The organism is Stenotrophomonas sp. SMYL11, from assembly GCF_036320005.1.
Taxonomy (GTDB): Bacteria; Pseudomonadota; Gammaproteobacteria; order Xanthomonadales; family Xanthomonadaceae; genus Stenotrophomonas; species Stenotrophomonas maltophilia_A.
In genome coordinates this window covers 162,525-186,544 of record NZ_JAWIRS010000008.1, presented here as the reverse complement: position 1 = coordinate 186,544, position 24,020 = coordinate 162,525, and the positions used below count along the sequence as shown (strand labels likewise).

The following is a 24,020-nucleotide window of genomic DNA, read 5'->3' as shown; positions in this document are numbered from 1 at the left end:
CCGCCCCACCTCCGACAGATTCCCGCTGCTGTGGGTAGGTGTCGACCTTGGTCGACACGATAGATCCACGCCATGCGTGGATGCTCTTCGTTCAATCTTCGAAATAATAGATTTCGATGAAGATTCATCCACGCATGGCGTGGATCTACAGAAAGCAATGCCCGACAGATCGCAGAAATCTGTCGAAGGCGGGGTGGGTCCGGTTGCGGGGGGCGTGAGCGCCATGGATGGCGCGACCGAGCCTACACGGACGTATCTACGGCGCCCCCCGCAGCCGGACCCACCCCGCCATCCCACGGAATGCACGCTGTTGCTGTTGCTGTTGAGGTTGCCGGCCAGCGGCCGGCACTACCGCAGGTGCCGGGCGCAGCCCGGCCGAACACCCCCAACAGGCAGGCGGCGCCCGGAACAGGTACCCTATGCCGCCATCAGATAGCCAACGTGACATGACCGACGCCATCGTCGCTCCGCAGTGGGCCTCCCGCCTGCGCGACATCGCCGACTTCCCCAAGCCCGGCATCCTCTTCAAGGACATCATGCCGCTGCTCGCCCACGGCGAGGACTTCCGAGGTGCCATCACCGCGATGGCCGACCGCTGGCGCGACCAGAAGCTGGACGCGGTGATCGGTATCGAATCGCGTGGCTTCATCCTCGGCGCCGCGATGGCGCTGGAACTGGGCGTGGGCTTCGTGCCGGTGCGCAAGCCTGGCAAGCTGCCGGGCCAGGTGCTGCGCGAGGAATACACGCTGGAATACCGCAGCGACTGCATCGAAGTGCACGCCGATGCGCTGTCGGCCGGTGCCCGCGTAGCGATCATCGATGACGTGCTGGCCACTGGCGGCACCCTGGTCGCCGCGCTGTCGCTGGTGCGCCGCCTGGGCGTTGACGTGGTCGGCGCCGGTGTACTGGTCGAGCTCGATGGCCTCGGCGGTCGTGCGCGCTGGGAAGCGCATCTGCCGTTGCACACCGAACTGGTGTTCTGATCGAAGGGTAGCTGCGAACCGGTAGTTGCCAACCTTGGTTGGCAGCGCCTTTCGCGACTGGCGCCACGGAGGGGCCAACCAAGGTTGGCCGCCACCAGGTCAGATCGTTGCCAACCGTGGTTGGCAACGTTGCTTCAATCACATCATCCGCACGCGGAACCGACGGCCCTTGATCTTGCCGGCTTCCAGCTTGGCCACGGCCTTGTTGGCCTGCTCACGCGCGATCGCCACATAGGAGCGGGTCGGGAAGATCGCGATCTTGCCGATGAACTTGCTCGACAGGCCGGCGTCGCCGGTCAGTGCACCGAGGATGTCGCCCGGGCGCAGCTTGTCGGTCTTGCCGCCGTCGATCCGCAGCGTGCGCATCGCGGCCTGCGGCAGCTCGGCCGGGCGCGAAGTCGCCAGCGGCGTCTTCTGCCAGTCCAGCGGCTGACCCATCTGCGCTTCGATGGCTTCGGCGCGGGTCTTCTCGCGGCCGGCCACCAGGCTGATCGCCAGGCCGCTGGCACCGGCACGGCCAGTACGGCCCACGCGGTGCTGATAGCTCTCCACGTCGGTCGGTAGCTCGTAGTTGATCACCGCCGCCAGCTCTTCCACGTCCAGCCCGCGCGCAGCCACGTCGCTGGCTACCAGCACGTTGCAGCTGCGGTTGGCCAGCAACAGCAAGACTTCCTCGCGGTCGCGCTGCTCCATGTCGCCGTGCAGGGCCAGTGCGGAGAAGCCGAACTGCTGCAGCGAGTTGGCCACTTCGTCCACGTCCTTGCGGGTGTTGCAGAACACCACCGCCGATTCCGGCGTGTACTTCAGCAGCAGGCCGGCCAGCGCCTTCTGGCGATGCGCCGGTTCCACCTCGCAGAACAGGTGGCGGATGGCCGGTGCCTGGTCGGCGCCTTCCACAGTTACTTCCACTGCCTCGCGCAGCAGGTCACGCGCCATCGCGCGGATGCTGTCCGGGAAGGTAGCGGAGAACAGCAGGCTCTGCCGGTCCCTGTGGGTGCGACCGGCGATTTCGCGGATCGGCTCCTCGAAGCCCATGTCGAGCATGCGATCGGCCTCATCCAGCACCAGCGTGCGCACCGCGCCCAGGTTCAGCGCGCGCTTGCGTGCCAGCTCCTGCACGCGGCCGGGCGTACCGACCACCACGTGCGGGTCGTGGCCTTCCAGCGACGCCAGCTGCGGGCCCAGCGGCACACCGCCGACCAACAGCAGCAGCTTCAGGTTGGGGATGCCGGTGGCCAGCTTGCGGATCTGCTTGCCGACCTGGTCGGCCAGTTCGCGGGTCGGGCACAGCACCAGCGCCTGCACGCGGATCACGCTGGGGTCGATGGACTGCAGCAGGCCCAGGCCGAAGGCGGCGGTCTTGCCGCTGCCGGTCGGCGCCTGTGCGATCACATCGCGGCCATCGAGGATGGCCGGCAGGCTCTGCGCCTGCACGGGGGTGAGGGTGGTGTAGCCGAGGGCATCCAGGCCGGGCTGCAGGGCCGGGCTCAGCGGCAGGGTCGAGAAGTCAGTCATGGCGCATTGTACCCGTCCGCGCGGCAGCTCCCGTCCTGCGGCCTTCATCCATGTGGGTGCCGACCTTGGTCGGCACGCTCCTGCTCAGCCCAGCACCGCCAGCACGCCCTGGTGTATCGCCAAGCCACCGAACAGCAGCCAGCCGAACAGGATCAGCGCCAGCAGCAGCGGCTTCAGGCCGGCCTGGCGCAGCGCCGAAACGTGGGTGGTCAGGCCCAGCGCGGCCATCGCCATCGCCAGCAGCACGGTATCCAGCTGCACCAGCCCCGCCTGAAGGCCGGCCGGCAGCAGATGCAGCGAGTTGAACCCGGCCACCGCCACGAAACCAAAAGCGAACCACGGCACCACGATGCGCGCCTTGCTGCCATCGGCGCTGGCCTTGCCGCCACGCGCCAGCCACAGCGACAGCGCGACCAGGAACGGCGCCAGCAGCATCACCCGCACCATCTTGGTGATCACTGCGGTATCGGCCGCCGCTTCGTTGACCGCGCGGCCAGCCGCAACTACCTGTGCCACTTCATGCACCGTCGCACCGGTGAACAGACCGTACTGCTGCGCGTCCATCGCCAGCCAGCCGTGCGACTGCACCAGCGCATACAGGGCGGGATACAGGAACATCGCCAGCGTGCCGAACACCACCACCGTCGACACCGCCACCGTGACCTGCGCAGCACGGCCGCGCACCACCGGTTCGGCGGCCATCACCGCCGCCGCGCCGCAGATCGCGCTGCCGGCACCGATAAGCATCGCCGCCTCGCGTTGCATCTTGAACACGCGCACACCCAGCCAGCAGGCCAGGCCGAAAGTGCTGGCGACCACCAGGACGTCCATCAGTACGCCGGTGATACCGACATGGCCGATGTCCTGGAAGGTCAGGCGCAGGCCGTACAGCACGATGCCGGCGCGCAGCAGCCAGTGCTTGGAGAAGCCGACACCGGCCGCACTGCTCGGCGCCAGCCGCGGATAGAACGTGTTGCCGACCACGATGCCGGCCACGATGGCCACGGTCAGCGCGCTCAGGCCGTGCGCCTGCAGCCAGGGCAGCTCGGCCAGGTACAGCGACGCCGCCGCGAGCAGGCCGACCAGCAGCAGGCCGGCCAGGCGCGGCTGCCAGCGCTGGCGCAGGGCGGGCAGGGACCAGGGGGAGAGAGCGGGGGCGTTCATGGCAGGGGCAGGGCTGGGGTGACGTGGCAAGCGTGCGCTCCAGACGATGACCTGTAAAACGAATAATATGAGTGAAAGCAACCTATCAAGCGGGTAAATGACATGCGCCTGACCCTGCGCCAGCTTCAGGTCTTCGTCGCCATCGCCGATTACGGCAGCACCACTGCTGCCGGCCAGGCCATCGCGCTTTCGCAGTCGGCCAGCAGCGCCGCCCTGCAGGAGCTGGAAGCGCACTTCGGCACACCGTTGTTCGACCGCATCGGCCGCCGCCTGGCGCTGAACGGCCACGGCCGCGCCCTGTTGGAACCGGCGCGCACGCTGCTGGTCAACGCCGCCGACCTCGAGCGGCAGCTCGCCGCCGGCGGTGACCCCGCGCAGGGCGCACCACTGCGGCTGGTGCTGGCCGCCAGTACCACCATCGGCAATTACCTGCTACCGCCGCGCATTGCCGAACTGCTGCGGCAGGCACCGCAGGCCGAAGTCGACCTGCGCATCGACAACAGTGCCGGCGTGGTCGCCGCCGTGCAGCGGCTGGACGTGGACGCCGGCCTGATCGAAGGCCCGTGCCACGAGCGCGGCCTGCAGGTCACGGCCTGGCAGCAGGACCCGCTGGTGATTGTGGCGGCCGCCGACGCCCCCGCGCGCTGGTCGCTGGACGAACTGCGCCGCGCACGCTGGCTGCTGCGCGAACCCGGCTCCGGCACCCGCGAAGCGGTGGAACAGGCCTTGTTGCCGCACCTGCGCGGCTTCGCCCAGACCCTGCAGCTGGGCAATACCGAAGCGATCAAGCAGGCCGCCATCGCCGGCCTCGGCCTGGCCTGCCTCTCCCGCTATGCCCTGGAAGAACCCTTGGCCCTCGGCCGCCTGCGCGTGCTCGAGACCCCGCTGCCACCCCTGCAGCGCACCCTCTGGCTGGTACGCCACCCGGGCAAGCAATGGCTGCCGGGGCTGCACGCGTTGCTGGGGGAGGTGGGGTAATTCATCAGATTCCCATGTGTCGATCAAGGTCGACATCCACCAGAGCAGAATGCCGTCACGGCAGATCGCAGGAAATTGTCGAAGGCGGGGTGGGTCCGGTTGCGGGGGCGTGAGCCGCATGGGCTCGAGGCATGCCTCGGGCGGGTTGGGCAGGACGCCCGACCCCGGTCTTGCCGTGTGCGCAGGACTGCGCACACGAGCAAGCGGCGACCGAGCTTACATGGGTGAGGGCGCTTTGCTTGCGAAGCACTGCTTCGCAAGCGCCCGAACGCACAGCCGCCAGCGGCTGGGCCGGGCCCCGGAGGGGTACTTGCAGCGTCCCCCGCGACCGGACCCATCCCGCCATCCCACAGGAAACCAGCTTTTGACGCTGCTTTGGCTGCGGCCGTTGCCTCTGCGGGTGCCGGGTGCAACCCGGCCGACGCCCCCAACCCGTACAATATCCGGATGCCTCTGATTACCCTACAGAACGTCGACTTCAGCGTCGGCGGCCCGTTGTTGCTGGAAAAGGCCGAACTGTCGATCGAGCCGGGCGAACGCATCGCCCTGATCGGCCGCAACGGCGCCGGCAAATCCACCCTGCTCAAGCTGCTGTCCGGCGACCACAAGCCCGATGACGGCGAAGTCCGCGTGCAGCAGGGCGTGCGTGTCACCCGCCTGGAGCAGGAAGTGCCGCACGGCGCTGCCGGCTCGGTGTTCGACGTCGTCGCCGATGGCCTCGGCGAACTGGGCCAGTGGCTGGCCGAGTTCCACCACCTCAGCCATGCCGAAGTATTCGATGGCGAAGCCCTTGGCAACGTACAGGCCAAGATCGACGCCGCCAACGGCTGGGGCCTGGACCAGCGTGTCAGCGAAACCCTGACCAAGCTCGACCTGGATGGCGAGGCCGAGTTCGGCCGCCTGTCCGGCGGCATGAAGCGCCGCGTGCTGCTGGCCCGTGCGCTGGTGTCCAGCCCGGATGTATTGCTGCTGGACGAACCGACCAACCACCTGGACATCGAAGCCATCGACTGGCTTGAAGCGTTCCTGAAGGGCTGGAGCGGCAGCGTGGTGTTCGTCACCCATGACCGCCGCTTCCTGCGTGCCTTGGCCACCCGCATCGTCGAGATCGACCGCGGCCAGGTCACCAGCTGGCCGGGCGACTGGGCCAACTACGAGCGTCGTCGCGAAGAGCGCCTCAACGCGCAGGCGCAGGAAAACGCACGCTTCGACAAACTGCTGGCGCAGGAAGAAGTCTGGATCCGCCAGGGCATCAAGGCGCGCCGTACCCGCGACGAAGGCCGCGTACGTCGCCTGAAGGCGATGCGTACCGAACGCTCGCAGCGCCGCGACCTCAGTGGCAACGTCAAGATGGAAGCCGCGCAGGGCGTCAGCTCGGGCAAGAAGGTCATCGACGTCAAGGACATTTCGTTCGCCTTCGGCGAGCGCACCATGGTCCGCGATTTCACCACCACAATCCTGCGTGGCGACCGCATCGGCCTGATCGGTCCCAACGGCAGCGGCAAGACCACGCTGCTGAAGCTGCTGCTGGGCGAACTGCAGCCGGCCAAGGGCGAGGTCAACGCGGGCACCAATCTGCAGATCGCCTATTTCGACCAGTACCGTGCGGTGCTGCGCGAAGACTGGAGCGCGATCGAGAACGTGGCCGAAGGCCGCGATTTCCTCGAGTTCAACGGCAAGCGCAAGCATGTGCATGCCTACCTGCAGGACTTCATGTTCACCCCGGAACGTGCGCGTGCGCCGATCACCCGCCTGTCCGGTGGCGAGCGCAACCGCCTGTTGCTGGCCAAGCTGTTCGCACAGCCGTCCAACCTGCTGGTGATGGACGAACCGACCAACGACCTGGACGTGGAAACCCTGGAGCTGCTGGAAGAGCTGCTGGGCGAGTACACCGGCACGCTGCTGCTGGTCAGCCATGATCGTGATTTCATCGACAACGTGGTGACGTCCACGCTGGTGATGGAAGGCGACGGCGTGATCGGCGAGTACGTGGGCGGTTACAGCGACTGGCAGCGTTATGCGGCCAGCATCGCGGCGCCTGCCGCAGCCCCCGCCGCCAAGCCGGCGGCCGCCGCACCGGCCACCCCGACTGCCGCTGCTCCGGCCGCACCCAAGCGCAAGCTGGCCTACAAGGAAGCACGCGAACTGGAGCAGCTGCCGAAGACCATCGAGAAGCTGGAAGGCGATGTCGAAGGACTGACCTCTGCGATGAACGACCCGTCGTTCTACACCCGCAGCAGCGCGGAAGTGACCGCGCACACCCAGCAGCTGGCCAAGGTGCAGGCCGAGCTGGATGCGGCCTACGCGCGCTGGGAAGAGCTGGAAGGCTGAGCGACGGTCGGCGCCAGCGGCGCGCCGATTGATGTAGAGCCGAGTCCACGCTCGGCTCATCGCGATCTGGCCGGAGAGCAGCCGAGCGTAGGCTCGGCACTACCGAGGCATGCCAGCAGACGCTGTAGAGCCGAGCCCACGCCCGGCTGATGGATCCACGCTATGCGTGGATGGCGGCATCAGTGCGGACCAAGGTCCGCACCCACCAAAGCGGATTCCGCACCCACCGGGGGGCAGGGGGTCATTTAACCCCGTGCAGATCCCGCAGCTGGCTCGGCCGGCTGCCGAAGTACGCGGCCAGATCGGCGATGTCCTGGTCGCTCAGGTCCGTCGCCTGCGGTGTCATCAACGCATGCTGGCGGTCGCCTGCCCGGTAGGCCTGCAGCGCATGCGCCAGGTAATCACCGTACTGCCCACCCAGCTTCGGATAGGTCGGGTCGATCGGCGCATTGCCGTCGGCGCCGTGGCAGTCGATGCAGCTCTGGTTGGTGGCCTTGCTCTTCACCTTGGCGCGGGCTTCACCGGCGGCCTCGCGGCCCGGCGGCAGGCCGGCAGAGGATGAAGAACCGTGTTCGCCGCTGGCATGGCCCGGGTCGGCGGCGGATGTCTCGCTGTTTTCCACCTGCGACTGTGAACAGGCGGCCAGCAGCAGGGCAACGGACAGGGCGATGGCGTGACGCATCGGATGCGCGGCTTTCGACATGGGCGGGCCTTACTTGACGGTGGACAGGTAAACAGAGAGATCGGCGATCTCCTGTTCGCTGAAACTCATCGACTGCGCCTGCATCGTCGGATGCCTGCGCTTGCCCTGGCGGTACTCGGTCAGGGCCTGGGCCAGGTACTGCTGGGTCTGGCCGCCGATCTTCGGCACCCGGTAACTCGGGTAGGCGTTCTTGTAGCCGGTGATGCCATGGCACCCCTGGCAGGTATAGGCCAGGACACGGCCATTGTCGAAGTTGCCGGTGGGGGCGGCAGGCGCCGGGGCAGCGGCGGGAGCCGGGGCCGGGGCAGGTGTGGCAGGAGCAGGAGCGGGCTGTGCGGCGGCCCCAAGGGGCAGGAGGACGGCCAGAGCGAGACAAGCGGCGAGCGGCTGCGGGCGCATGGTGTCGTTTCCGGGGATTCGGGTCTGGTCGTTCCGGCGTGGGGTACGGAACGACCCGAGTATAGCCCCAGGTTTCATCTAGCTGAAATGGGGGGCGGGCCGACCAGTGGCGTGAAGGCACCATGACCTTTGGGATATGGTGTTGCCGTGAAGTGGTGCATTACTTTGCTACCACACCTGTCCACGCATCCTCCAGGGACCTGACGATGTCGCACCCAACCTTCCTGTCCGGCCGTCGCAGCGGAATCTGCGCTGCCGCACTGCTGATCTCCACCTCCCTGCTGCTGGGCGGTTGCGCCGCAGGGCCCAATTCCGAAGCCAAGGCCGCCGAGACCAAGGAGGAGAAGAAGGTCGACGCGGTCCCGGTCGAAGTGGCCGTGGCCAGCCACCGTGCCGTCGCCGCCAGCTACACCGGCACCGCTGCGCTGGAGCCGCGCGCCGAGTCGCAGGTGGTCGCCAAGACCTCCGGCGTGGCGTTGGCGGTGCTGGTCGAAGAAGGCCAGCGGGTCACTGCCGGCCAACCGCTGGTACGTCTGGACCCGGACCGCGCCCGGCTGGCTGTGGCGCAGAGCGAAGCGCAGATGCGCAAGCTGGAGAACAACTACCAGCGTGCGCAGAAGCTGGTGGGCCAGCAGATGGTCAGCGCCGCCGATGTCGACCAGCTGCGTTACGACCTGGAGAACATGCGCGCACAGTACCGCCTGGCGACGCTGGAGCTGTCCTACACCACGGTGGTCGCACCGATCTCCGGGGTGATCGCCTCGCGTTCGATCAAGACCGGCAATTTCGTGCAGATCAACACGCCGATCTTCCGCATCGTCGACAACTCGCGCCTAGAGGCCACGCTCAACGTGCCCGAACGCGAGCTGGCCACGCTGCGGGCGGGCCAGCCGGTGACCCTGTCGGCTGATGCGCTGCCGGGACAGAGCTTCACCGGCACCGTCGACCGCATCGCACCGGTGGTGGATTCGGGCAGTGGCACGTTTCGCGTGGTCAGTGCCTTCGATGGCGCCGCGCACGCGTTGCAGCCCGGCATGTTCGGTCGCATCCGCATCGATTACGACCAGCGTGCCGATGCGCTGGTGGTGCCGCGCCTGGCGCTGCTCGACGATGGTGAGCCGGCGGTGTTCCGGGTGCGCGAAGGCAAGGTCGCACGCGTTCCGGTCAAGCTGGGTTACGCCGAGGGCCCGTGGGTGGAGATCCGTGATGGCTTGGCGGCCGGTGATCAGGTGGTCACCGCCGGCAAGGTCGCCCTGCGCGACGGCACCGCAGTGCAGGTGATTGCCGATCCGAAGGCAAAGACGAAGACGGTCGCAGCGTCGGCCAAGCCGGCAGACAAGGCCGGGAGCAAGCAATGACCGCCGCGGGCCACGACCACGGTGCCTCGCCGGCGAGCGACGGCGCCGCCGCCAGCATGCGCGGCGGCCTGGTGGAATTCGCCACCCGCCGTCGCGTGACCATCGCCATGTGCACGGTCACGCTGCTGCTGTTCGGCCTGATCGCGCTGGGCAACCTCAAGGTCAACCTGCTGCCCGACCTGAGCTACCCGACGCTGACCGTGCGCACCGAGTACACCGGTTCGGCGCCGACCGAAATCGAAACCCTGATCACCCAGCCGGTCGAAGAGGCGGTCGGCGTGGTCAAGAACCTGCGCAAGCTGAAGTCGGTCTCGCGCACGGGCCAGAGCGATGTGGTGCTGGAGTTCGCCTGGGGCACCAACATGGACCAGGCCAGCCTGGAAGTGCGCGACAAGATGGAAGCGCTGAACCTGCCGCTGGAGGCCAAGGCCCCGGTGCTGCTGCGCTTCAATCCGTCCACCGAGCCGATCATGCGCCTGGTGCTGTCGAACAAGGTGGCGCCGACCAGCGATGCCGATGCGGTCCGCGAGCTGACCGGCCTGCGCCGCTATGCCGATGAAGACCTGAAGAAGAAGCTGGAGCCGGTCACCGGCGTGGCGGCGGTCAAGGTCGGTGGCGGCCTCGAGGACGAGATCCAGGTCGACATCGACCAGCAGAAGCTGGCCCAGTTGAACCTGCCGATCGACACCGTCATCAAGCGCCTGAAGGACGAGAACATCAACATCTCCGGCGGCCGCCTGGAGGAGGGTTCGCAGCGCTTCCTGGTGCGCACCGTAAACCAGTTCGCCGACCTGGAGGAGATCCGCAACCTGCTGGTCACCACCCAGGCGTCGAACGGCAGTGCCGCTGATTCGGCGTTGCAGCAGATGTTCAACATCGCCGCATCGACCGGTTCGGCGGCAGCCATCGCGGCGGCGTCGGCGGCGCAGAGCGCATCATCCGGCGGTGGCTCCAGCGTGGTCGCCAACGGTGTGCCGGTGCGCCTGAAGGACGTGGCCACCGTGCGCCAGGGGTACAAGGAGCGCGAAGCGGTGATCCGCCTGGGCGGCAAGGAATCGGTGGAGCTGGCGATCTACAAGGAGGGTGACGCCAACACCGTGTCCACCGCCGAAGCGCTGCGCAAGCGCCTGGAGCAGATCAAGGGCACGTTCCCGTCCGATGTCGAAATGACCACCATCGAGGACCAGTCGCGCTTCATCGAGCACGCCATCGCCGACGTCAAGAAGGATGCAGTGATCGGCGGCCTGCTGGCGATCCTGATCATCTTCCTGTTCCTGCGTGATGGCTGGAGCACGTTCGTGATCAGCCTGTCGCTGCCGGTCTCGATCATCGCCACGTTCTTCTTCATGGGCCAGCTCGGCCTGAGCTTGAACGTGATGTCTCTGGGCGGCCTGGCACTGGCCACCGGCCTGGTGGTGGATGACTCGATCGTGGTGCTGGAGAGCATCGCCAAGGCCCGCGAGCGTGGCCTGGGCATCCTGCAGGCGGCCATCGCCGGTACCCGCGAAGTGAGCATGGCGGTGGTCGCCTCGACCCTGACCACCATCGCGGTGTTCCTGCCGCTGGTGTTCGTCGATGGCATCGCCGGCCAGCTGTTCCGCGACCAGGCGTTGACCGTGGCGATCGCCATCGCGATCTCGCTGCTGGTGTCGATGACCCTGATCCCGATGCTGAGCTCGCTGAAGGGACGGCCGCCGCTGGCGTTCCCGGAAGAAGCGCCGAACGAACCGTGGCAGCCGCAGAACCGCTGGCAGAAGCCGGTGGCGCTGGGCCGTCGTGGTGCCGTGGCGACTGCGCGCTGGAGCTTCTACGCGCTGGCTTGGCTGGTGGTGCGGCTGTGGCGCGGCGTGGTGGCGGTGGTGGGCCCGGTGATGCGCAAGGCCAGCGATCTGGCGATGAAGCCCTACGCCGGTGCCGAGCGTGGCTACCTGCGCCTGCTGCCGAGCGCACTGGCGCATCCGGGCAAGGTGCTGGGCGTGGCCTCGATCATCTTCGTGGCGACCATGGCGCTGGTGCCGATGCTCGGTGCCGACCTGATCCCGCAGCTGGCGCAGGACCGTTTCGAGATGACGGTGAAGCTGCCGGCCGGCACGCCGCTGAAGCAGACCGATGCGCTGGTGCGCGAACTGCAGCTGGCACACGGCAAGGGCGAAGGCGTGGCCTCGCTGTACGGTGTCAGTGGCAGTGGCACCCGCCTGGATGCCAGCCCGACCGAGAGCGGCGAGAACATCGGCAAGCTGACCGTGGTGATGGAAGGCGGTGGCAATGCACGCACCGAGGCCGAGATCACCGAGCGCCTGCGTGACACCATGGGCCAGCACCCGGGTGCGCAGGTCGATTTCGCGCGGCCGGCGTTGTTCAGCTTCTCCACGCCGCTGGAAATCGAGCTGCGCGGACAGGACATGGCAACCCTGGAAGTGGCCGGCCAGCGCCTGGCGGCGCTGCTGCGCGGCAACGCGCACTACGCCGACGTGAAGTCGACAGTGGAAGAGGGCTTCCCGGAAATCCAGATCCGCTTCGACCAGGAACGCGCCGGTGCACTGGGCCTGACCACGCGCCAGATCGCCGACGTGGTGGTGAAGAAGGTGCGTGGCGATGTCGCTACCCGTTACAGCTTCCGTGACCGCAAGATCGACGTGCTGGTGCGTGCACAGGAAGGCGACCGCGCCAGCGTGGAGAGCATCCGCAGGCTGATCGTCAACCCGGGCAGCACCCGTCCGGTCACGCTGGACGCGGTGGCCGAAGTGGTCGCCACCACTGGCCCCAGCGAAATCCACCGCGCCGACCAGACCCGGGTTGCGGTGGTGTCGGCCAACCTGCGCGACATCGACCTCGGCGCGGCCATGCGCGAAGTGCAGCAGATGGTTGCCGAGCAGCCGCTGGGCGCAGGCGTCGGCCTGCACATCGGTGGCCAGGGTGAGGAGCTGGCGCAGGCGGCGAAGTCGTTGATCTTCGCCTTTGGCCTGGCGATCTTCCTGGTCTACCTGGTGATGGCCTCGCAGTTCGAATCGCTGCTGCACCCGTTCGTGATCCTGTTCACCATCCCGCTGGCGCTGGTCGGTGCGATCCTGGCGCTGATGCTGACCGGCAAGCCCATCTCGGTGGTGGTGTTCATCGGCCTGATCCTGCTGGTCGGCCTGGTGACCAAGAACGCGATCATCCTGATCGACAAGGTCAACCAGCTGCGCGAGGCCGGTGTGGCCAAGCACGAGGCACTGGTGGAAGGGGCGCGCTCGCGCCTGCGGCCGATCATCATGACCACGCTGTGCACGCTGTTCGGCTTCCTGCCGCTGGCGGTGGCGATGGGCGAGGGCGCTGAAGTGCGCGCGCCGATGGCGATCACCGTGATCGGCGGCCTGCTGGTGTCGACCCTGCTCACCCTGCTGGTGATCCCGGTGGTGTACGACCTGATGGACCGTCGCGGCGATGCGTATTACCGCGAACGTGGCCGCAAGCATGCCGGTGAGATCGAGCCGGGTGCAGCGGGCAGTGCGGCGGGTACGGAGGAACCGGCATGAGTGTGGCTGAGTTCTCCATCCGCCGCCCGGTCACCACCATCATGTGTTTCGTGTCGCTGGTGGTGATCGGCCTGATCGCCTCGTTCCGGCTGCCGCTGGAAGCGCTGCCGGACATCTCCGCGCCGTTCCTGTTCGTGCAGATTCCGTACACCGGCTCGACCCCGGAGGAAGTGGAACGGACCATCATCCGTCCGGTCGAGGAATCGCTGGCGACGATGACCGGCATCAAGCGCATGCGCTCGTCGGCCACCTCCGAGGCGGCGCTGGTCTACATCGAGTTCAGTGACTGGGATCGTGACATTGCGATTGCCGCTTCCGATGCGCGCGAGCGCATCGATGCGATCCGCAGCGACCTGCCCGACGATCTGCAGCGCTACAACGTGTTCAAGTGGTCCAGTAGCGACCAGCCGGTGTTGAAGGTGCGCCTGGCCAGCACAACCGACCTGACCACCGCGTACGACATGCTCGACCGCGAGTTCAAGCGACGCATCGAGCGTATTCCCGGCGTGGCCCGTGTCGACATCACCGGTGCGCCGCCGAACGAGGTGGAGATCGCCATCGATCCGAACCGCCTCAACGCACATGGCCTGAGCATCAATGAACTGAGCGACCGCCTGCGCACGCTGAATTTCTCGATCTCGGCCGGGCAGATCGACGACAACGGCCAGCGCGTGCGCGTGCAGCCAGTGGGTGAGATCACCGACCTGCAGGAAATGCGCGATCTGGTGATCAATGCCAAGGGGCTGCGCCTGGGGGACATCGCCGATGTGCGCCTGAAGCCGGCGCGGATGAACTACGGGCGCCGTCTCGATGGCAACCCGGCCGTTGGCCTGGATATCTTCAAGGAGCGCAGTGCCAATCTGGTGGAGGTGTCGCGCGCCGCACTGGCCGAGGTTGAATCGATCCGTGCCGAAGCGTCGATGCGCGACGTGCAGATCAAGGTGATCGACAACCAAGGCAAGGCGGTGACCTCCTCGCTGCTGGAACTGGCCGAGGCCGGTGCGGTCGGCCTGATCCTGTCGATCACGGTGCTGTTCTTCTTCCTGCGCCATTGGCCGTCCACGCTGATGGTGACCCTGGCCATTCCGATCTGCTTCACCATCACCCTGGGCTTCATGTACTTCGTCGGGGTGACGCTGAACATCCTGACCATGATGGGCCTGCTGCTGGCCGTGGGCATGCTGGTCGACAACGCCGTGGTGGTGGTGGAGAGCATCTACCAGGAACGTGAGCGCATGCCGGGGCAGCCGCGCCTGGCCTCCATCATCGGCACCCGCAACGTGGCCATTGCGCTCAGCGCGGGCACGCTGTGCCACTGCATCGTGTTCGTGCCGAACCTGTTCGGCGAGACCAACAACATCAGCATCTTCATGGCGCAGATCGCGATCACCATCTCGGTCTCGCTGCTGGCCTCGTGGCTGGTTGCGGTCAGCCTGATCCCGATGCTGTCCGCGCGCATGGCCACGCCGAAGCTGGTGCACTCGCAGACCGGCGTGATCGCGCGCCTCCAACGGCGCTACGCGACACTGCTGGACTGGTCGCTGCACCATCGCGGCTGGAGCCTGCTCGGCATCGTGCTGGTGGTGCTGGTCAGCCTGGTGCCGATGAAGCTGACCAAGGTCGACATGTTCGGTGGTGACGGCGGCAAGGACATCTTCATCGGCTACATGTGGAAGGGCGCCTACACCTACCGGCAGATGTCCGAGGAAGTGGCGCGTGTGGAGAACTGGATCGACGCCAACCGCGAGCGCCTGCACGTGAAGCAGGTGTACTCCTGGTACAGCGAGCAGGAAGGCAGCTCCACCGTGGTCACCCTGGACGAAAAGTACGCCAAGGACATCAAGGCGCTGCAGGAAGAGCTGCGCAAGGGCCTGCCGAAGTCGGCCCGCACCGACTACTTCGTCGGCAACCAGGGCGGTGATGGCGGCGGTGGCGGCAACCAGGGCGTGCAGGTGCAGCTGGTGGGCGACTCCAGTTCGATGCTGCAGGAGATCGGCCAGGAAGTGGTGCCGCTGCTGGCCCAGCGCGCCGAGCTGCGCGATGTGCGCATCGACAACGGCGAGAAGGGTGGCGAACTGAAGGTGCGTGTCGACCGCGAGCGTGCGGCGGCGTTCGGCTTCAACGCCGAGCAGGTGGCCAGCTTCGTCGGCCTGGCGCTGCGCGGTGCACCGATGCGCGAGTTCCGCCGCGGCGAAAACGAGGTGCCGGTATGGGTGCGCTTCGCTGGCGCCGAGCAGAGCAGCCCGGAAGACCTGGCCGGCTTCAGCGTGCGTACCGGCGATGGCCGCAGCGTGCCCCTGCTGAGCCTGGTCACCGTCGATGTCGGTTCGTCAGCCACCCAGATCGGTCGCACCAACCGCCAGACCACGCTGACCATCAAGGCCAACCTGGCCGAGAAGGTCACCGCGCCGGATGGCCGCAAGGCGATGGAGTCGGTGCTCAAGCCGATGAACTTCCCGGCCGGCTATGGCTTCACCTTCGATGGCGGTGACTATGGCAACGACGACGAAGCGATGCAGCAGATGGTGTTCAACCTGCTGATCGCGCTGGTGATGATCTACGTGGTGATGGCGGCGGTGTTCGAGTCGCTGCTGTTCCCGGCGGCGATCATGAGTGGCGTGCTGTTCTCGATCTTCGGCGTGTTCTGGCTGTTCTGGATCACCGGTACCTCGTTCGGGATCATGTCCTTCATCGGCATCCTGGTGCTGATGGGCGTGGTGGTGAACAACGGCATCGTGATGATCGAGCACATCAACAACCTGCGGCGCAGCGGCATGGGACGCACCCAGGCGCTGGTGGAGGGCTCACGCGAGCGATTGCGGCCAATCATGATGACCATGGGCACGGCGATCCTGGCGATGGTGCCGATCTCGCTGACCAACACGCAGATGTTCGGCAATGGCCCGGAGTACGCGCCGATGGCGCGCGCGATTGCCGGCGGCCTGGCGTTCTCGACCGTGGTCAGCCTGCTGTTCCTGCCGACGATCTATGCAGTGCTGGATGACCTGCGCAGTGCGGCCACGCGGTTGATCCGCCGCGCCCGCGGTCTGGATATGGTAGAGCCGGGCGCTGCCCGGCTGTAATGCGCGACAAAGTGTTGTGGTGTGGGGGAGGCCGGTCGTAGTGGGGCGGCCTCCCCCTTTTTTTTGATGTTCTGCGCAGAGCATGCTCGGCCGATCTTTGCGGTCGGCGTAAAGCGTGCCAACCAAGGTTGGCACCTACCGGTCGCGCGCGCAGACGCCGTGCGGCCGGTAGCGCCGGGCCATGCCCGGCGGGACCATCAGCCCGCCACCTTGCCCCAGACCTTGAACGTGGTCAGCCACAGGCCGAGCATGCTGCCGAGGTTGGTCAGCATGAAGGTCAGCACCACGCGGGTGACGCGGTTGCGGTACCAGCCCTTCAGGCTCTGCGCATCGTCGCGCAGCTTGAGGAAGTCCTCATATGCCGGCTTGCGCAGGCGCGCTTCCACCAGCGCCGAGAATGCGCCGGTCGGGATGCTCAGGCGGAACGGCTTGAACGGGGCCACTGCGATCGCGGTGAGGATGCTCAGCGGATGGCCGCCGGCCAGCAGGCAGCCCAGGCCCGCCAGGCCGCCGGTGTACATCGCCCAGGTGGCCAGCAGTTCGGTGCCCACGCCCAGACCGCCGCGGTAGAAGCCTACGCCGATGCCGGTCGCCACGATGGCCAGGATGCCCAGCGTGAACCACGGAATGTTGCGCTTCTTCGGCACCGCTTCCAGCTCGGTGCGCAGCGGTGCCGGTGCTTCGGTGTCGGTTTCCAGATAGCGTGCCAGACCAGCCAGGTGGCCGGCACCCACCACCGCCAGCACTTCACGCTGCTGCGGGTCGTGTTCCTCGCGCAGGCGGGTGGCCATGTAGCGGTCGCGCTCGCCGATGATGGTCTCGTAAAGCGCCGGGCTCTCGCTGGCGAACTCGCCGAAGCTCGACTCCAGCATGTCGCCCTGCTTGAGCTTCTCGATCTCGTTCTCGCCCACTTCCTCGGACGAGAACAGGCCGGCGCCAAGCCCGGCAACCAGCTTCAGCTTGCCGAAGAAGCCCAGCCGCTGCGAGGCACGGCGGAAGGTCAGGCCGACTTCACGGTCGATCAGGTGTACCGGCAGGTTGCGCTCGCGCGCCAGTTCCACCGCGCGCTTCAGTTCGGCACCCGGCTCGATGTCCAGCTGTTCGGCCAGGCGGCGCTGGTACGCGGACAGGGCCAGGTTGGCCGCGAACAGGGCCACGCGGCCCTTGCGGATCACCTCGACCAGATCGAGCTTGGCCAGCGTGTCCGGATCGCTCAGCGCCTGCAGGCGCTGCGGGTCCAATTCAACGGCAACGGCATCGAAGCGGCCGCTGTCGATGGCTTTTTCAACCGCCTCGACGCTGGCGCGGGAGACGTGGGCAGTGCCAAGCAGGGTGTAGCGCACGCCGTCGCGTTCGACGACGCGTACCGGCTGGCCGGCGAACAGGTCGTCGCCGGTCTCGGGAAGGGTTTCGGTCATGGGTTCATTCATTGGAAGGTGCGGTGTCGGCGCCATCGCCGAGCGCGCGCTGCATCTGCACGGTATCCAGCCAGCGGCCGTGCTTGCGGCCGAGGCCACGGAACACGCCCACCAGCTCGAAGCCGAAGCGTTCGTGCAGCTTGATTGAAGCGGTATTGGTCGGTTCGCCGATCACCGCCACCATCTGCCGGTAGCCACGCGCCACGCAGGCGTCGATCAACGCCTGCAGCAGGCCGGTGCCAACGCCCTTGCCCTGGAACGCGGCATCGACGTAGACCGAGTTTTCCACGGTCCACTGGTAGGCAACGCGGGTGCGGTAGGTGTTGGCGTAGGCATAGCCGGCCACCTGGCCGTCGATCTCGGCGACCAGGTAGGGGAAGCCGCGGTCGATGATGTCGCGCATGCGGCGCAGCATCTCGGACGCGTCCGGGATGTCGTACTCGTAAGTGTTGACGAAGTCGGTCACTTCCACCGCGTAGATCGCGGTGATCGCGGCGATGTCGGCCGGGCCGGCATCACGGATGAGGACGGCCATGCGAGGGCTCCGGCTCAGTCGATGTAGCGCTTGAGCAGGTCGCCGTAGGCATCGATGCGGCGGTCGCGCAGGAACGGCCAGATGCGGCGCACGTGCTCGCTGCGCTGCAGGTCGACATCGCACAGCAGCACGGTGGCGTCGGTGCCGGCTTCGGCCAGGAATTCGCCCTGCGGGCCCAGCACGTGGCTGTTGCCCCAGAACTGGATGCCGGAGGCGCCCAGCGGCGAGGCCTCGTGGCCGACGCGGTTGCAGCTCAGCACCGGCAGGCCGTTGGCCACGGCGTGGCCGCGGTGGCTCAGCACCCAGGCGTCGCGCTGGCGGGTCTTTTCGTCCTGCACGTCGTCCGGGTCCCAGCCGATCGCGGTCGGGTACAGCAGCAGCTCGGCGCCGGCCAGCGCCATCAGGCGCGCCGCTTCCGGGTACCACTGGTCCCAGCACACCAGCACGCCAAGGCGGCCCACCGAGGTATCGATCGGCTTGAAACCGATGTCGCCCGGGGTGAAGTAGAACTTCTCATAGAAGCCCGGATCGTCCGGGATATGCATCTTGCGGTACTTGCCCAGCAGCGTACCGTCCTTCTCGAACACCACGGCGGTGTTGTGGTACAGGCCGGCAGCACGGCGCTCGAACAGCGAGCCGACCAGCACCACGCCATGCTTCTTCGCCAGCGCGCCCAGGCGCTCGGTGCTCGGGCCCGGAATCGGCTCGGCCAGGTCGAACTCGTCCACCGATTCGTGCTGGCAGAAATACGGGCCGTTGTGCAGTTCCTGCAGCAGCACCAGCTTGGCACCCTGGGCAGCCGCCTCGGCCACGCGTGCTTCGATCACCGCCAGGTTGGCGGCGGCATCACCGTGGTTGCGCTCCTGGATCAGGGCGACGGTAAGGGGGCTGCGCGAGTTCATGCGGGGCGTTCCTGCGGGGGAAAACCTGCATGTTAGCGCGGATGGGCGGCGACGGCGTGTCGCGCACTGAATGGGCCCGATCCGTCCGCCTTGCGAGCGGCCGTCGAGCAAGCTCGACGCTACCAAAGGCGCCGAAGCCGTAGAGTCGAGCTCGCTCGACTGGCTCTTCGTGCGGGCTGCGTCAAAAGCCAGTCGAGCAAGCTCGACTCTACCAAGCCTGGGCCGGGCGCGGGGCCCGGCGATGTTGCATTCAAGGCGGTGCCGGGCGGAGCCCGGCGCCAGGCCCTCAGGCCTTCAACAGCCCTTCCGGCAGCTGCATGGTGATGCAGTGCAGGCTGCCGTTCTGCCAGATCAGCGAGCGGCAGGGCACCTGCACGATCTCGCGGCCCGGGTGCGCCTGGGCCAGCACGTCGCGGGCCAGGTCGTCGGCCGGATCGCCATAGGCCGGCATCAGCACCGCGCCGTTGACGATCAGGTAGTTGGCGTACGACGCAGCCAGGCGGCGACCTTCGTCGATCACCGGCTGTGCCCACGGCAGCGGGAACAGGCGATACGGCTGGCCGTCCTTGGTACGCAGCGCGGCCAGCTCATTGCCCATCGCCTGCAGTTCGGCGTAGTGCGAGTCGCTCTCGTCGTCGCAGGCCTGGTAGACGATGCTGTCAGCCGAGGCGAAGCGGGCGAGGGTATCGATGTGGGCGTCGGTATCGTCGCCTTCCAGGTAGCCGTGGTCCAGCCATAGCACGCGGTCCTGCTGCAGCCAGTCGGCCAGGTCCGCGCTCAGGCTGGCGCGGTCGCGGTCCGGGTGGCGCTCGTGCAGGCACTTCCAGGTGGTCAGCAGGGTGCCTTCGCCGTCGGTCTCGATACCGCCGCCTTCCAGCGCGAACGGAATGCTGCGCACCGGCGCGTCGTTGAACACACCGGCCTGGTCGAGCACGCCTACCAGCTGGTCATCCAGGGTGGCGTCGAACTTGCCGCCCCAGCCGGTGAAGCGGAAATCCAGCAGCTGGAAGCCGCCGTCGGCACGCCGCAGGGTGATCGGGCCGGAGTCGCGCAACCAGGTATCGTCGTAGGCCGCCGTGGTGAAGTGGACCTTGTCCATGTCGATGCGGTTGGAGCGCAGCCGCATCTCGGCATAGGTCTCCACGTCATCGTCGGCCACGCAGACCAGCACCGGCTGGAAGCGGGTGATGGCCGCGACCAGGGCGATGTAGGTCTCTTCCACCTGGCCCAGGCGGTCGGCCCAGTCGGTGTCGGCGGTGGGCCAGGCAATCAGGACGCCGCTCTGGGCTTCCCACTCGGCAGGAAAACGAAGGGTCTGGTTCATGGTCTCGCTACACAGGCCCGCCCACGGCGGGTAAAGGGATCAACGGATCGGCGGTTTCGGGCCGATTTCGTTCGGGTCCGCCTGGTTGGCCACCACGTCGATCACCTTCTGCTTCTCGAAGTAGACGGTGAACTGCGGGTACACCCAGCGGTTGATGGTCGGCCATTGCCGCTTCTGCCCGCCACGCGGCTGCAGCTGCTCGCTCGGCGCGCCGAACTGCGCCTGCACCTGCTGCATGCTCTGGCCGCGCACGGGCAGGGCGCCGGCCGGCTTCTCGCGGGCACGGTCGACAAGCAGGGTATCGGCCATCGCCGGCGTGGCGGCGGCCAGCGTGGCCATCACGGCCAGGGCGGACAGGGCGGACAGGTAACGCTTCATCTCGATCTACTCCCCAGTGGTCAAGAAAGGCGATTACAGCAAAAACGGCAGGAAAAAGCCGCATAAACAAAAAACCGCCCGAAGGCGGCTTTTTGCATCGGGTCGGCCCCGCGTAGGGCCAGCCGCAGCCGCGAAGGCTGTTGGGCTTAGCGCTGACGCGCCTTGAAACGCGGGTTCGACTTGCAGATGACGAAGATCTTGCCACGACGACGCACGACCTTGCAGTCACGGTGACGGGCCTTCGCCGACTTCAGGGAGGACAGGACTTTCATGGCATACCTCGGCGTAAACAGTAGTTGTTCGGGTGGAGCGTGGCCGCGATATGCGAAAGACAATCGGCAGTTGACGCTCGTTCAAGCCCGCCATTCTACCGGGCTTTTCCTCGTGGTTTCAAGTGGTTGCACAAAAGATCCCATTGGGGGCGTCTGACAGGGGCTAGAATGACCCCTTCACACGCTCTGGGAACCCCATGAATCCACTCGCTCCCGTCCTGACCATCGACGGCCCTTCAGGGGCTGGCAAGGGTACCATCAGCCGCATCATCGCGCGCCGGATGGGCTGGCATTACCTGGATTCGGGCGCGCTGTACCGGGCAGTGGGCGTGGCCGCGAGCTGGGCCGACATCGATACCTCCGACGCCTCGGCGCTGGTCCGCTGCACCTTTGATACCCACGTACAGTTTGTCGAGCAGGGTGAAGCCATGCGGGTCATGGTGAACGGGACCGATGCCACCGACGAGTTGCGCCTGGAGACCACCGGCGCGCTGGCCTCGGCCATCGCCGCCATTCCCGAGGTCCGGGCTGCCCTGAAGGAGCGCCAGCGCGCATTCAGGGAGCTGCCCGGCCTGGTCGCCGACGGCCGCGACATGGGCACGGTGATCTTCCCGGACGCCTCCTACAAGGTCTTCCTGACCGCCAGTGCCGAGGAGCGCGCCGAGCGCCGGCATAAGCAGTTGAAAGACAAGGGGGTTTCTGTTAACTTTGATGACCTCCTGCGCGAGATCATGGCCCGCGACGCCCGTGATGCTCAGCGTACCGTGGCGCCCCTGAAGCCGGCAGACGATGCTGTCCTCATCGACACCACAGGCATCGGCATCGCAGATGTCGTTGCCAGAGTGATGGATCTGCTTCCGGTTCCGGCTGCCTGATCCGTTCGCGCGGGAGCACTGCCAGCAGCATCGGTGGTGGTCGCGCATAGCAGTGCTGTACCAGCTCCGTCGCGCAATGATGCGTGGCGGTTTTCCTACTACACACGACCTGCGTTTCCGGGGTCGACCAACAGGCGGGCGGTCGCCATTCCCCTGAAGGGGACGCCACCGACCCATGTGTCCAACAGAGTAAATCTAATGACCGAATCATTTGCCGAACTGTTTGAAGCCAGCCAGGCCAATCTGGCCAAGCTGAAGCCGGGCGCCATCGTCAGCGGTACCGTTGTTGAAGTCCGCGGCGACGTCGTGGTGATCAACGCTGGCCTGAAGTCCGAAGGCATCGTGCCGATCGAACAGTTCCGTAACGACGCTGGCGAAATCGACGTCGCCGAAGGCGACATCGTCAAGGTCGCCCTCGACTCGATCGAGAACGGCTTCGGCGAAACCGTCCTGTCGCGCGAGAAGGCCAAGCGCGCGATGGTGTGGGACGAGCTGGAAGAAGCGTTGGAAAAGAACGAAACCATCACCGGCCGCATCAGCGGCAAGGTCAAGGGTGGTTTCACCGTGGACATCAAGGATGTCCGCGCCTTCCTGCCGGGTTCCCTGGTCGATGTGCGCCCGGTGCGCGATCCGGCCTACCTGGAAGGCAAGGAACTCGAGTTCAAGCTCATCAAGCTGGACCGCAAGCGTAACAACGTCGTGGTCTCGCGCCGCGCTGTCGTCGAAAGCGAGCACTCGGAAGAGCGCGAGCAGCTGATGGACAAGCTGCAGGAAGGCGCGATCCTGAAGGGTGTCGTCAAGAACCTGACCGATTACGGCGCGTTCGTGGACCTGGGCGGTATCGACGGCCTGCTGCACATCACCGACATGGCGTGGAAGCGCGTGCGTCATCCGTCGGAAGTCGTGAACGTCGGCGACGAGCTGGACGTCCGCGTGCTGAAGTTCGACCGCGAGCGCAACCGCGTTTCGCTGGGCCTGAAGCAGCTGGGCGAGGATCCGTGGGACAACATCGGCCGTCGTTACCCGGCCAACAGCCGCGTCTTCGGCAAGGTCTCCAACGTCACCGATTACGGTGCGTTCGTTGAGATCGAGCCGGGCGTCGAAGGCCTGGTGCACGTCTCCGAGATGGATTGGACCAACAAGAACGTCAACCCGTCCAAGGTTGTCCAGGTTGGTGATGAAGTCGAAGTGATGGTGCTGGACGTCGATGAAGAGCGTCGCCGTATCTCGCTGGGCATGAAGCAGGTTGCCGCCAATCCGTGGGAAACCTTCGCTGCCACCCACAAGAAGGGTGACAAGGTGTCGGGCCAGATCAAGTCGATCACCGACTTCGGCATCTTCATCGGCCTGGACGGCGGCATCGACGGCCTGGTCCACCTGTCCGACATCAGCTGGAACACCACCGGCGAAGACGTCGTTCGCAACTTCAAGAAGGGCGATACCCTGGACGCCGTCGTCCTGGCTGTCGATCCGGAGCGCGAGCGCATCTCCCTGGGCGTTAAGCAGCTGGAGCAGGATCCGTTCGGCCAGTACATGGCTGCCAATCCGAAGGGCTCCAAGGTCGAAGGCGTGGTGAAGGAAGTTGACGCCAAGGGCGCGATCATCGAGCTGGCTGACGGCATCGAAGGTTACGTCTCGGCGCGCGACATCGCCAACGAGCGCGTTGACGACGCCACCCAGCACCTGAAGGTCGGCGACAAGGTCGAAGCCAAGTTCGTGGGCATGGACCGCAAGGGCCGTACCCTGCAGCTGTCGATCAAGGCCAAGGACGACGCTGAAATGCGCGAAGTGCTGGAGGAATACCAGTCCTCTTCGGCTTCCAGCGGCACCACCCAGCTGGGCGCGCTGCTGCGTGCACAGCTGAACGGCAACAAGTCCGAGTAATCGGCCTTACGCTGTTCGTTGTTTCCTGGACGGCCCGGGCATTGCCCGGGCCGTTTCAGGCTGAGATACCCCTGATGTGAGCCGGTAATGACCAAATCCGAACTGATCGAAATCCTTGCGCGCCGCCAGGCGCACCTGAAGGCCGATGATGTCGATCTGGCGGTGAAGTCGTTGCTGGAAATGATGGGCGGATCGCTGTCCGCCGGGGATCGCATCGAAATCCGTGGTTTTGGCAGCTTCTCGCTGCACTATCGTCCGCCGCGCCTGGGTCGCAACCCGAAGACCGGCGAATCGGTTGCCCTGCCGGGCAAGCACGTCCCTCATTTCAAGCCGGGCAAGGAACTGCGCGAGCGGGTCAGCAGTGTGCTGCCGCTGGACGCCGATCCGGCCTGAGTATCCC

19 protein-coding genes are annotated in these 24,020 nt (G+C 66.5%); 9 read left to right on the top strand and 10 right to left on the bottom strand.

The window, feature by feature from the left end; all coding sequences use genetic code 11:
- The first annotated feature begins 446 nt into the window (after window positions 1-446).
- On the top strand, window positions 447-983 hold the full coding sequence (locus tag V3B46_RS13245) for an adenine phosphoribosyltransferase (protein ID WP_154263257.1): 537 nt from the start codon (window positions 447-449) through the stop codon (window positions 981-983).
- Window positions 984-1,121: 138 nt separating this feature from the next.
- Here the strand turns inward: V3B46_RS13245 and dbpA are convergent, their stop codons facing one another.
- Window positions 1,122-2,498, bottom strand: a complete 1,377-nt coding sequence (dbpA, locus tag V3B46_RS13240) for an ATP-dependent RNA helicase DbpA (RefSeq protein ID WP_329892109.1) — start codon at window positions 2,496-2,498, stop codon at window positions 1,122-1,124.
- A gap of 84 nt (window positions 2,499-2,582) precedes the next feature.
- Window positions 2,583-3,662 carry a YeiH family protein gene (locus V3B46_RS13235; RefSeq protein WP_329892108.1) on the bottom strand — a complete coding sequence of 360 codons (1,080 nt, stop codon included), beginning with the start codon at window positions 3,660-3,662 and terminating at the stop codon, window positions 2,583-2,585.
- Between the two features lie 102 nt (window positions 3,663-3,764).
- On the opposite strand from V3B46_RS13235, the gene V3B46_RS13230 reads away from it, so the two are divergent.
- Complete coding sequence (locus V3B46_RS13230) at window positions 3,765-4,640, top strand: LysR substrate-binding domain-containing protein (RefSeq protein ID WP_329892107.1); 876 nt, start codon at window positions 3,765-3,767, stop codon at window positions 4,638-4,640.
- A 447-nt stretch (window positions 4,641-5,087) separates the two neighbouring features.
- Entirely contained in the window at window positions 5,088-6,971 is a 1,884-nt protein-coding gene (locus tag V3B46_RS13225) for an ATP-binding cassette domain-containing protein (protein WP_329892106.1), read from the top strand.
- A 241-nt stretch (window positions 6,972-7,212) separates the two neighbouring features.
- On the opposite strand, the gene V3B46_RS13220 is transcribed toward V3B46_RS13225, so the two are convergent.
- Window positions 7,213-7,674 carry a c-type cytochrome gene (locus V3B46_RS13220; RefSeq protein ID WP_329892105.1) on the bottom strand — a complete coding sequence of 154 codons (462 nt, stop codon included), beginning with the start codon at window positions 7,672-7,674 and terminating at the stop codon, window positions 7,213-7,215.
- Window positions 7,675-7,683: 9 nt separating this feature from the next.
- On the bottom strand, window positions 7,684-8,073 hold the full coding sequence (locus V3B46_RS13215; RefSeq protein WP_005413034.1) for a c-type cytochrome: 390 nt from the start codon (window positions 8,071-8,073) through the stop codon (window positions 7,684-7,686).
- A gap of 206 nt (window positions 8,074-8,279) precedes the next feature.
- On the opposite strand from V3B46_RS13215, the gene V3B46_RS13210 reads away from it, so the two are divergent.
- The 3 genes from V3B46_RS13210 to V3B46_RS13200 are packed head-to-tail and all read left to right on the top strand — an operon-like array spanning window position 8,280 to window position 16,032.
- A complete protein-coding gene (locus V3B46_RS13210) occupies window positions 8,280-9,431 on the top strand; it encodes an efflux RND transporter periplasmic adaptor subunit (protein ID WP_329892104.1) in 1,152 nt (383 codons plus the stop codon).
- Window positions 9,428-12,949 (top strand): efflux RND transporter permease subunit, encoded by a 3,522-nt coding sequence (locus tag V3B46_RS13205; RefSeq protein WP_164171548.1) that lies wholly within the window; start codon window positions 9,428-9,430, stop codon window positions 12,947-12,949. Before V3B46_RS13210 ends, V3B46_RS13205 begins: the two co-directional genes overlap by 4 nt.
- Entirely contained in the window at window positions 12,946-16,032 is a 3,087-nt protein-coding gene (locus V3B46_RS13200) for an efflux RND transporter permease subunit (RefSeq protein WP_329892103.1), read from the top strand. Before V3B46_RS13205 ends, V3B46_RS13200 begins: the two co-directional genes overlap by 4 nt.
- Window positions 16,033-16,229: 197 nt before the next feature.
- Here the strand turns inward: V3B46_RS13200 and V3B46_RS13195 are convergent, their stop codons facing one another.
- The 6 genes from V3B46_RS13195 to ykgO form a co-directional block, all read right to left on the bottom strand.
- Window positions 16,230-17,450, bottom strand: a complete 1,221-nt coding sequence (locus tag V3B46_RS13195; protein ID WP_154263268.1) for a TraB/GumN family protein — start codon at window positions 17,448-17,450, stop codon at window positions 16,230-16,232.
- 4 nt (window positions 17,451-17,454) lie between these two features.
- Complete coding sequence (locus V3B46_RS13190; protein ID WP_005409279.1) at window positions 17,455-17,985, bottom strand: GNAT family N-acetyltransferase; 531 nt, start codon at window positions 17,983-17,985, stop codon at window positions 17,455-17,457.
- Window positions 17,986-17,999: 14 nt separating this feature from the next.
- Complete coding sequence (locus V3B46_RS13185) at window positions 18,000-18,887, bottom strand: carbon-nitrogen hydrolase (protein WP_005409280.1); 888 nt, start codon at window positions 18,885-18,887, stop codon at window positions 18,000-18,002.
- A 286-nt stretch (window positions 18,888-19,173) separates the two neighbouring features.
- Complete coding sequence (locus V3B46_RS13180) at window positions 19,174-20,211, bottom strand: agmatine deiminase family protein (RefSeq protein WP_329892102.1); 1,038 nt, start codon at window positions 20,209-20,211, stop codon at window positions 19,174-19,176.
- 39 nt (window positions 20,212-20,250) lie between these two features.
- Window positions 20,251-20,550: a hypothetical protein gene (locus V3B46_RS13175; RefSeq protein WP_226053522.1), complete on the bottom strand. Its 300-nt coding sequence runs from the start codon at window positions 20,548-20,550 to the stop codon at window positions 20,251-20,253.
- Window positions 20,551-20,735: 185 nt separating this feature from the next.
- Window positions 20,736-20,861, bottom strand: a complete 126-nt coding sequence (gene ykgO, locus V3B46_RS13170; protein ID WP_005409283.1) for a type B 50S ribosomal protein L36 — start codon at window positions 20,859-20,861, stop codon at window positions 20,736-20,738.
- 197 nt (window positions 20,862-21,058) lie between these two features.
- Between ykgO and cmk the strand changes: the two genes are divergently transcribed.
- From cmk to V3B46_RS13155, 3 genes are all read left to right on the top strand, one after another.
- Entirely contained in the window at window positions 21,059-21,736 is a 678-nt protein-coding gene (gene cmk / locus V3B46_RS13165) for a (d)CMP kinase (RefSeq protein ID WP_032130077.1), read from the top strand.
- A gap of 198 nt (window positions 21,737-21,934) precedes the next feature.
- The gene (gene rpsA, locus V3B46_RS13160) at window positions 21,935-23,620 is read left to right on the top strand and encodes a 30S ribosomal protein S1 (protein ID WP_005416230.1); all 1,686 of its coding nucleotides are present in this window, start codon (window positions 21,935-21,937) and stop codon (window positions 23,618-23,620) included.
- 87 nt (window positions 23,621-23,707) lie between these two features.
- Window positions 23,708-24,013: an integration host factor subunit beta gene (locus tag V3B46_RS13155; RefSeq protein ID WP_005409286.1), complete on the top strand. Its 306-nt coding sequence runs from the start codon at window positions 23,708-23,710 to the stop codon at window positions 24,011-24,013.
- Window positions 24,014-24,020 lie beyond the last annotated feature (7 nt).